This is a genomic window from Candidatus Curtissbacteria bacterium (assembly GCA_024654445.1).
Lineage (GTDB): Bacteria > Patescibacteriota > Microgenomatia > Curtissbacterales > GWA2-41-24 > JANLHP01.
This window is the reverse complement of the sequence record JANLHP010000006.1, coordinates 23,433-33,200: the sequence shown is the minus strand read 5'-3', so window position 1 is coordinate 33,200 and position 9,768 is coordinate 23,433. Positions and strand designations below refer to the sequence as shown.

General features: G+C 41.7%; 15 protein-coding genes. All 15 read left to right on the top strand.

Annotation, left to right across the window (positions count from 1 at the left end; translation table 11 throughout):
- Positions 1 to 218: hypothetical protein (locus NUV69_00650; protein ID MCR4324185.1), on the top strand; the 218-nt coding region annotated here is incomplete at its 5' end.
- 63 nt (positions 219 to 281) lie between these two features.
- The gene (locus NUV69_00645; GenBank protein MCR4324184.1) at positions 282 to 449 is read left to right on the top strand and encodes a hypothetical protein; all 168 of its coding nucleotides are present in this window, start codon (positions 282 to 284) and stop codon (positions 447 to 449) included.
- 62 nt (positions 450 to 511) lie between these two features.
- Positions 512 to 808 carry a hypothetical protein gene (locus NUV69_00640; protein MCR4324183.1) on the top strand — a complete coding sequence of 99 codons (297 nt, stop codon included), beginning with the start codon at positions 512 to 514 and terminating at the stop codon, positions 806 to 808.
- A gap of 135 nt (positions 809 to 943) precedes the next feature.
- Positions 944 to 1,312: a DNA-packaging protein gene (locus tag NUV69_00635; GenBank protein ID MCR4324182.1), complete on the top strand. Its 369-nt coding sequence runs from the start codon at positions 944 to 946 to the stop codon at positions 1,310 to 1,312.
- Positions 1,287 to 2,537 carry a terminase large subunit gene (locus NUV69_00630; GenBank protein MCR4324181.1) on the top strand — a complete coding sequence of 417 codons (1,251 nt, stop codon included), beginning with the start codon at positions 1,287 to 1,289 and terminating at the stop codon, positions 2,535 to 2,537. The genes NUV69_00635 and NUV69_00630 overlap by 26 nt, the downstream gene beginning before the upstream one ends.
- 37 nt (positions 2,538 to 2,574) lie before the next feature.
- The gene (locus NUV69_00625; protein ID MCR4324180.1) at positions 2,575 to 4,314 is read left to right on the top strand and encodes a hypothetical protein; all 1,740 of its coding nucleotides are present in this window, start codon (positions 2,575 to 2,577) and stop codon (positions 4,312 to 4,314) included.
- Positions 4,311 to 4,652 (top strand): hypothetical protein, encoded by a 342-nt coding sequence (locus NUV69_00620; protein ID MCR4324179.1) that lies wholly within the window; start codon positions 4,311 to 4,313, stop codon positions 4,650 to 4,652. Before NUV69_00625 ends, NUV69_00620 begins: the two co-directional genes overlap by 4 nt.
- 141 nt (positions 4,653 to 4,793) lie before the next feature.
- A complete protein-coding gene (locus NUV69_00615; protein ID MCR4324178.1) occupies positions 4,794 to 5,012 on the top strand; it encodes a hypothetical protein in 219 nt (72 codons plus the stop codon).
- Entirely contained in the window at positions 4,996 to 5,823 is an 828-nt protein-coding gene (locus tag NUV69_00610; GenBank protein MCR4324177.1) for a hypothetical protein, read from the top strand. The genes NUV69_00615 and NUV69_00610 overlap by 17 nt, the downstream gene beginning before the upstream one ends.
- 109 nt (positions 5,824 to 5,932) lie before the next feature.
- Positions 5,933 to 7,039: a hypothetical protein gene (locus NUV69_00605; GenBank protein ID MCR4324176.1), complete on the top strand. Its 1,107-nt coding sequence runs from the start codon at positions 5,933 to 5,935 to the stop codon at positions 7,037 to 7,039.
- 105 nt (positions 7,040 to 7,144) lie between these two features.
- Positions 7,145 to 8,092, top strand: a complete 948-nt coding sequence (locus NUV69_00600; GenBank protein ID MCR4324175.1) for a hypothetical protein — start codon at positions 7,145 to 7,147, stop codon at positions 8,090 to 8,092.
- Positions 8,092 to 8,388 (top strand): hypothetical protein, encoded by a 297-nt coding sequence (locus tag NUV69_00595; protein MCR4324174.1) that lies wholly within the window; start codon positions 8,092 to 8,094, stop codon positions 8,386 to 8,388. Before NUV69_00600 ends, NUV69_00595 begins: the two co-directional genes overlap by 1 nt.
- A gap of 47 nt (positions 8,389 to 8,435) precedes the next feature.
- Positions 8,436 to 8,603, top strand: coding sequence for a hypothetical protein (locus tag NUV69_00590; GenBank protein ID MCR4324173.1), 168 nt, complete (start codon positions 8,436 to 8,438; stop codon positions 8,601 to 8,603).
- Positions 8,596 to 8,862, top strand: a complete 267-nt coding sequence (locus NUV69_00585) for a DUF2829 domain-containing protein (GenBank protein ID MCR4324172.1) — start codon at positions 8,596 to 8,598, stop codon at positions 8,860 to 8,862. Before NUV69_00590 ends, NUV69_00585 begins: the two co-directional genes overlap by 8 nt.
- The gene (locus tag NUV69_00580) at positions 8,846 to 9,742 is read left to right on the top strand and encodes a glycosyltransferase (protein ID MCR4324171.1); all 897 of its coding nucleotides are present in this window, start codon (positions 8,846 to 8,848) and stop codon (positions 9,740 to 9,742) included. The genes NUV69_00585 and NUV69_00580 overlap by 17 nt, the downstream gene beginning before the upstream one ends.
- The last annotated feature ends 26 nt before the right edge of the window (positions 9,743 to 9,768 follow it).

Sequence of the window (9,768 nt, the reverse complement as noted above, 5' to 3'; positions counted from 1 at the left end):
AGATGCTGGATAACCCCGACGAGTACGAGATTTATCCGACAACTAAGTTTTACAATGACTTAATTAACCAATTAGAGGCATATATTGGCAAGGAAATTGAACATAGTCTTGACCTACAAAGAGTACAACATTCAAGAACAATGGATATTTTAATAAAAAACCATAAAAAAGAAAAAAGAGAAGCATATAAAGCAGGACAAAAATCAAGCCCAAGATGAGTTTGCCAAAGTTTTCAAGATTAACAAATTATTATTCGGGTGAGATTTTGGAGAGGTAAGTAGATGAAAAGAACACCTGCTCAATCATTTATTCCAGACGGGAAGACTAAGATACCCGCGGAGCTTATAGTTGACAAAATGGGTAGCAGTGTTAAAGTTAGTTTTGAGATTACCATGACAGCGTTTTTACTCGGTTTAAAAGAGAAACTCGGGGATAAAAAAATTAAATAACAACCGAAATTAGTGTAGAGCCTTAACGGGAGATCACACCATAGCGGTATTTCTAATCAGAAATGGTTGGAAGTGCCGCTTTTTTGTTGGACAAAATGCAAACTGTCTACGTAAACCTAAGCGAGATAAACGAGCCACAAACGAAGGTGATGAGATTTGTTATGCAATGGGTAAAGACAGAAAAAACACCAGTTCCTTATATGGAAATTATTAACGCGATGAGAGCTGAAGGCATTATTGATCCCACAACCATCTACGCTATCAAGATTCTTTTATTAAAGGGCTATATACGGCGCGGTGTTGATCCGAGCGGAAAAAACGGCAACAGGAGCTCTTATGTACAACTGAGGAGTATATGAGCGGGAAAGTTAATAAATTACTAAGAAAGACGGCAAAGGTTATGAAGGTTGACGTGAATCGTTTGAAAAGAGGCTACAAAGTTAAAAACAGAAACGAGAGAGTCAGTGTTATTAAGGGGCTTAGAAAGGCATTGAATGGCTAGACCGACAAAATACGACCCTTCTTTTGTGGACGAATTGAACAAATATCTAGAAACCACAGGAAGAGAGCAAACGTCATTACCTACAATGCAAGGTTTCGCGCTGTGGCTTGATGTCGATGGCGACACTTTGGTCGAATGGGGCAAAAAATATCCGCAGTTTTCCGCCGCTTTAAGAAAACTTATGGCTATACAGGCAAAGCAGTTAATTGATGACGGAATTTATGGTGGTAAAGAGGTTAACTCAACAATCGTCAAACTGCTCTTGCAGAATAACCACGGCATGAAGGAAAGAACTGATACGACTACGAACGACAAAGACCTACCAACCCCTATTTATGGATCAAAATCTACAGAAAAATAATATTGTTGATACCACGGCAACTCATAAGATATTCGAGTTAAGAAAGAGAATAAGAGCCGTTGCCGGAGGTACTGCCGCTTCCAAAACCATGTCAATACTAATTTGGTTAATTGATTATTGTCAGTCTTCAAGGAATGTAAACAAATTAGCAACAGTAACTTCCGAGTCTTATCCGCATCTGCAAAAGGGGGCAATGATTGATTTCCAAAACATAATGAAAGATAGGGGGTATTGGAAAGATAGTCTGTGGCACGACACTAAGCACGTTTATACATTTGAGACAGGTAATAGATTAGAGTTTGCTACGTTTGATACATATTCTAAGGCTCACGGCGCAAGACGTGACGTGTTGTTTGTTAATGAGGGTAACAATATGGCTTACAACATTGTTGACCAGTTAATGGTCAGGACAAGAGAGATTGTCTGGCTTGATTGGAACCCCACAGCAGAGTTTTGGTTTTACACAGAAATACTTGGCGTTAGGGAAGATGTTGACTTTATTACCTTAACTTACAAAGATAATGAGGCTTTAGACCCTATTACAGTTGCTGAGATTGAATCACATAGAAATAACCGCGCGTGGTGGCAAGTATATGGGTTAGGTCAGCTAGGAGAACTTGAGGGACGCATTTATACAGGCTGGAAAATCATAGACCAAGTACCTGAGGAGGCAAGACTTGAGAAGTATGGCTTGGATTTTGGCTACAGTATCGATCCAAGTGCCGCCGATGCAATTTACAAATGGAACGATTCTTATGTCATTGATGAAGTAATTCACCAAAAGGGATTATCAAACAGGCAAATATCCGAATTGTTCCTCAACTTAGACAGAGGTTCGGTTATTGCCGATTCAGCAGAACCCAAAAGCATTGATGAGATTGCCAGCTTCGGAGTACCTATTTTCCCGAGTACCAAAGGCAAGGACTCTGTTAATCAGGGTATTCAATTAGTCCAAGATCAGAAGATATTTATAACCAAAAGAAGTGTTAATACCCTAAAAGAATATAGAAATTATCTTTGGAAGATAGACAGGGAAGGAAAAACTACCAACGAACCAAGTGATATTTGGAACCACCACATGGATGGCATTCGGTATGCAATATCATCAGGCAAAGGAACTGTTAAGTGGGAACCTAGCGATCCAGGCGGTGTCAAACCTTATTACCCCGAAGTAGACGGCATTTCAACGCCACAAGACAACAACCCCGGCGGCGTTGAATGGTAACTTGCGTTGCGATAAAAATGGACTTTAACCTTTGATTATGGCCGAAGAACTAGATAATCTAACTTTAATGATGCTTCTAAATAATAAAGAGACGGGGTTTAACTACCGCGAAAGGCGTGAAGAGGACTGGCGCGAAAACTACGAACTCTACCGCGATAAAGTAACCATCAACCGACTAACCCAACGGCAGAGCGTCAATCTTCCCTTGATGAAAACCACCCTTCGCACACTTCTTAAAGACGTTGACGATATGCCTGTTATTGAATTTGAGAACTTAGATAACGATAAACAAGCCGAGGTATTCCAAAATGAGTACTGGAAGTGGACACTTGAGCAAAACAACGCAACGATCCAGGACATTGTAGACAAAAAGCAGGACTTTTTCTTTGGGCGCTCTTTTGATTCGTGGCAGGTAGAAGATGGACGGATTGTATTTGACATTGAAGACCCCGAAGACATTTTAGTTGACAGGTTCATGAATCCTTATGATATTGACTCGTCACGATTTCTAATCCACACACATATCTTCAGACCCCTTTCAAGCCTCAAAAACAACCATGACTATGACCAGGAAGAAGTTAAAAAGTTAGAACAGTTCTTTGAATCCCAACTTGGAATTATAAAAGCCAAAGACAACGAAAATTCCCTACAACAGAAGAATAAGAAGCTAGCCGACATGGGAGTAACAGATACTGAAGACCCGGTGCTTGGCGAAACCTATGTCGAGCTAACTATGCACTTTGTTTTCAGGGAAGGCGAGAAGATAGACAAAAAAACTGTCCCCGACCAGATATTTGTATTTGTTGAGGCGGAAGAACAGACAATTTTAATGAAAAAACCCCAAGAAGAGATAATCGGCACTACTCAAGATCACTATTGGAGAAACCATTTTAGGTACAACACTTGGGGCGATGACATTGATAAGCAGGACTTTTGGACTGATGGGATCGCTGATATTGTACGGGTTCCTAATAAAGTCTTAAATTCTTGGTTCTCACAGCTTGTTGAAAACAGGACACTTCGCAACTTCGGTATGCACTACTACGACTCCTCGCTTAAAGCTGATGGGTTTATACCTTCAACTTTTAATCCTGTACCTTGGGGCTGGTATCCGGTCCCCGGCAAGCCTTCAGACGTGCTTCAAAAGGTAGATATTCCTGACCTTTCCGAGTCAATAGACGAGATGGATTATGTGGTTGGTATGACCGAAAAAGCAACAGGAGCAACCACCACGCAACAAGGGATAGAAACCAAAGGGCAAACTACGCTTGGCGAAGTACAACTAGCTCAAGGTGAGGCAAAGGCAAGAACACAGGGCATGAGCAAGTTTTACACCCGCGCATGGGAGCAAAGAGCGACCAAGTTCTTGAAATTGATTGAGGCGGCAAAAGACAAACTCGATGCGGTCAAGATTTACAAAGAGGGTAAAAACACCAGTGATGTATTTGAAAGAGAGATAAGCCCCAAAGACTGGATGACAAAAGCTGGTTATAGGGTAAAAGTTTGGAGTCAGGACGAGAAGAAGGCCAACGATACCGATTCACTAAATAAGATGGTATCTGCCTTGAATTTGATGCCCGGTAATCCTAAGCTTTTGGAAGTTATGCAAAGAAAAGCGCTTGAGCTTGCTGACCTCAAACCCGATGAGATAGCCGAGATTATCCAGTTTGAAGAGCAAAAGGCACAGATGATAGCACAAGGCTTGATGGCTCCGCCTATGCCACCCGGAGCGCCAGGACAACCACAACAACAACCGCCAATACAATTTCAAGCATGAGCGTAACCGACAAACTGGAAGACCAAGGTATAAACATAGACACTCTTAACGCCAGCGAGAAAGAGACCTATTTTAAAATGCTTGAGATTGTGCAAAAGTCTCAACTCACCCCTGAAAAACTAAGGGACTATGTAACCGAGATGAAAGACGCGGTTGCACGGGAAATCTCAAAAGAACCAGCCTTCATTAGAATATTTATTTTTAAGGTCGAAAATCCCAAATTAACTAAACTACAGGCGAGACTCGAGAACTATCTTTTACTTGGATCCTTCCTACAGTCTCCCCAAAAAGCCCAAGAAGCATTAGATGAGATGGTTGGAAACATTGGAAGAGGGTGATAAGTATGCCCAAAGTAAAAGTTAAAGGTAAAGTAAAGCATTTTCCATATACTAAAGCGGGGTACAAAGCCGCGGCAAAAGCAAAGAGGAAAAAGAAGAAATAGTTGACTTTAAATAAAATTCATCTTTACCCTTAACAATATGGATCCACGATCCCAAGAATACTTAGACAAAATCCTTACCAAAGAGCCGGAAGCCTTAAATGCCAGCGAGATAGGGTTTTTAAGGGCAAGGCGTTCTTACCTCAAGAAAGCACAATTGGAAGAATACGACAGCGTTCTCAATCCAAAAGCTCCAAAAGCTAAAGACCAAACCTCCGAAGAGTCGGAGACGGTAAAGAAAAATGCCAAATCAAAATAAGCCGTCTGCCGAAGAATTAAAAGCCAAAGAAGAAGAGGCTATTAAAGCCGCTGAAGAGTTAGAAGGCAGACAGCAAATCCCACAAGACGAAGAAAAAGAAGAGACCCCAGAGCCGGAAGTAGTCCCCGAACCTGAAGCGCCGGAAGAAGAGCCGAAAGAGGAAGAAGAGCAAGCCGAACCCTCCGAAGAAGAAAAAGAAGCTTTAAAAAAGAAATTAGAGGACGAAAAAAAGAAATCCTCCGCCTCTGCCCGCGAAAACCAGAAAATATACGCTAAAAATAGGGTAATTAACAAGGCATTAACTGACGCTGATGAAATCCCAGAGCCTACCGAAGAAGAACTGGTAAAAGAGTTCCCAGATTGGGACGTAATGAGTGATATTGAGAAAACTCTTGCTAAAGAGACGGTTGTTTCACGAAGTTGGAGAAAGGTAATATCAGACGCCAAAGCGCAGGCCACTAAGATCGAAAAGTGGAATGAATCGGTAGAAACCTTTGTAGATGACCCCAAAACTTTGATTGATAACCCTGATTTGGAAGGGAAAACTGAGGAATTTAAAGAGTTCGCGACAAAGGAAGAGAACAATAGCGTACCGTTTAAAATATTAACATCTGCTTTTTTGCATGACCATTCGACAAATAAACCAAACAACAAAGGACGGATGTTTGAAAAGGGAAGCGGTGGGCCAAATGATAAACCGCAACCCAAAAATGGGAAACTAACTTTGGAAGAAGGACGCAAATTAAGGGAGTCAAACTACAACTTATGGAAAGAAAAGCTTAGTGCTGGATTGATAGAATCCGATTTATAGCTTCATTTTGCCCCCTAGACATCAAATAAAATTCCTTTTCATACTTAAAACTAGATAACTTCCAAACCTCGCAAGAGACGGTAAAGGTTAAAAAAACACTTTTACCGAAATGTCAGCATACGGAACAAAATTAGCCGAAGGTTTTTCAAGCAAAGTCATGCAGTTTGTGTATGACCGAGATTTGCTTGGTGAAGTAACTAATAGAAACTACGAAGGAGAAATTAATGGTATAGGTTCTAAGCTCAATATCCTCGACTTTGGCAAACTCTCCGAGAAAACTTACGCAGACGCGGCACTTACCGCAGACTCCCTAACAGAAAACAATGGTCAGCTAATAATTGATACATACAAATCTTTCTACTGGAAAGAGAAAACTCTTGCAAAATGGCTTTCTTACATTAAGAATCCACATCCTTATATCGTAGAACAGGTTGGTAATGAAAGATCATTGAATATGGATAATTTTGTCTTTGATCTTTATGGAGATGTTGGAGGCGGAAATTGGGTTGGAACTGATGAAACAACCGGAACGGTTACAGTTGATGTAACCACGGGGCAAGTAACAGGAGATGGAACGACCTTTACATCGGCAATGGTTGGAAGACCATTCAAAGCAGACGGACATACGTCTTGGTACAGAGTTAAGACTTTCAACTCAACAACTGACATTATCATTGAAGATGACCTTGATGATGTTACATCAGTCTACACAGGCGGAGCAATCGCGGCAACAGCAACTTACACAATCCAAGCCACAACAGTCCTTACTATTACAGCGGCAAATATTCTTAATAAAGTAGCTACTCTAGCTCAGAGATTGAATCTAGCAGAGAAAGATGGTTATTCAGCAGTACCAGACACAGACAGATTCCTAATCGCGCCTCCTGAGTTCTTCACAATATTAACTCAAGGAACCGGAGTAGTCCTTCATGTAGACGAAGCATATCAAGATTTAGTCAAAAAAGGTTTCATGGGTACACTACAAGGCTTCAAACTCTTTATGAGTAACAGGCTTAACGGAGACAATACAGCCGGATATTATCTTCTAGCCGGACACCAGAATTGGATGACATTTGCTGAAAAGGTACTTGATGCCCGAATGGAAGAAGATTTAATTGGGGACTTTGGTACAGCCTACAAAGACCTATTCGTATACGGAGCTAAAGTAAAAGATATTAACAGACACCAAGCGGCATTAGGATTCTGGAAATTCTAAAGCTAAAGTAGGACAGTAAATAAGTAGCACAAGCCTAAAGCTTAAAGCCTAAAGCTATATGAAAGAGCATTAGGTTTGGAGAATAGGCTTTTTTTAGAGGGAAAAATGGCAGTATTCAAAAATAAATTAGATTTACCAAGAGAAACAAGGGACGAACTCACAAGGGTTGAGGCGATTGCCAGTGCTCAAAGGACAACTGGGGAAGCTAACTTTTTAACAGCGCTTGAGCCTTACAGGAATAACAGAGTATTAAGGTGGGACACAGATAGGGTTACAGATCCTCAAAATCCAAATGCTCACGCTTCAACAGATAATATCTTAGAAGCAGAAGGTGATACTTTGCCTACCGGAGATTCCGGTTTTAAAACGGGTGCAGTGTTTTACGATCTTGATAAAACCGGTGGAAATGTATACAGGAACACAGGTACATCTACTGCTGCTATCTGGACAGCGGTAATGAGTGCAGTTGCTTCGCCATCAACATCTTTGAGTCCTTCTCTCTCAGCGTCCTTCTCTTTGAGTCCATCAAGCTCAGCTTCTAAGTCGGCATCTAAAAGCGCCAGCCCATCTAGTTCTGTCAGTAAGTCGTCTAGTCCTTCGGCATCACTATCTCCATCTACTTCGGTCAGTGGTAGCGCATCTAAGTCAGCATCGGCAAGTTCTTCGCCTTCACTTAGCCCTTCAACGTCGGCATCGGCATCGTCTAGCCCTTCTTTGTCGCAGTCTACCTCGGCGTCTGCTAGTTCTTCACCTTCCCTTAGTCCGTCAACATCAGCATCTGCTAGTGCCAGCGCTTCGGCTTCTGCCAGCGCTTCGGCTTCTGCCAGTGCTAGTGCATCGAAATCAGCAAGTGCGTCAGCCTCGAGATCTGGATCGGCTTCAAAGAGTCCGTCAGGAAGCGCTTCTAAATCAGCTAGCGCGTCCTTGTCGCCATCGGGAAGTCCAAGCCCATCTGCCAGCGCTTCACGCTCGGTAAGTCCGTCTTACAGTCCGTCAGCATCAACTTCGCCATCAGGAAGCCCAAGTCCAAGTGCATCAATATCATTCCCATAATGGCAAACTTTTACACATCAGTAATATCAGGAGAGATACAGGGAGGAACAACAGCCGCCCAAATGCCGGATATTGCCTGTTCTAAAGTTAAATTTAGAGCCTTAGCAAGCAATTCCGGTAACGTCTATCTTGGCGGTGCGGGTGTAACTGTGCCAGGTACAGAAACTAATACAACTGCGGGGTTTGAACTTGACGCAGGGCAAGATACGGATTGGATTGAAATACCAAACTTAAATCTTCTTTATATGATTACAGATAATAATGGTGATGATGTTTCTTATATAGCACTTCTTTAAATTTCCCTTATTGACTTAAAATAAAAATTCATGTGCATCATTGGCACATGGTCAGGACTGCCCACTATTTAAGAGAAGATCAACTCAAATCTTTAAAAGAACTCCCCGGCAACGAATCTGAGCATATCCGCAGGGCTATAGATAAATACATTCAAGACTTAAAAGCCAAAGATGTAAGCGCTTCAGCTTCAGTGAGGGATGAGAATGATGGATAAACAAACATTACCCGAATCATTAACGCCAATTCCGAGAAACCAAGGAGAATCAATAACAATGTCATTCCCGGATGCTATGCGTGAGGTTATTAACGGGAAGAAAGTAGCAAGAATCTCCTGGGGGAATAAAGACTACGGATTCTTAAAAGGCGAATGGTTGACGATATTTACCAAAGGGGCTTTTCATACATGGTCTGTTTCGCAAGGAGATTTAGAAGGAGAGGATTGGATGGTGGTAATAGATGCAAAAACAAATTAAAGGAAAACTAAGTGTAATCATCCCGAATTATAACAGTCCCTTTTGTTCTCAGACTATTACCGACATTCTTGATAAGGCTAAGGGGGACATAGAAGTAATTGTAAACGTAGAGCAAAAATGGCCCGAGCCTCTCTCAGAGGATGCAAGAGTTCATTATATACATGGGGATTCACCTATAGGTATGCGTGCTGGAATAAATAAAGCTGTGGCCATGTCTAAAGGAGAATTTATTATAAAGTGCGATGACCATGTAATGTTCGGTGAAGGTTTTGATGAAATTCTTAAAAAAGACCATCAGCCTGATTGGGTGCAAGTGCCTCAGCGATATGCTCTAAATGCGGAGGACTGGAAAATTGAAGAACGCACGGATGATAAGTACCCGATTGTTCAAATGTATCAGGACTTTCCTCGTAAAGGTAAAGCAAATGATGATGGCACTCATGGCGTTGAATGGAGAGAGCGTAGAAATCAAACCAAAGATCAAGATTTGGTAGAGAGTCCATCAATGCAAGGGAGTTGTTGGTTTATGACTAGAGAGTATTTCGACAAGTTAAACCTGATGGATGCAACAGGATACGGTCAATTTGCACAGGAAGCACAAGAAATTGGGTTTAAGTGCTGGTTGAGTGGGGGAAAGCTAATCATCAGTAAAAAAACTTTCTACGCACATTTACACAAAGGTAAGCAGTATGGAAGATTTTACAAAATGCCGGGGGGTAATGTGGAAGCGGACAGTTGGAGCGCCGAGTATTGGCTAAATGATAGGTGGGAAGGCAGAACACACGACTTTGCTTGGTTTATTGACGAGAAGTTTCCGGGTATGCCTTCATGGCCAGCTGACTGGAAAGAACAGATAAAGGAGATGGGATGGGTACAATGATTAAATTTCTTACACAAAAAAGATTC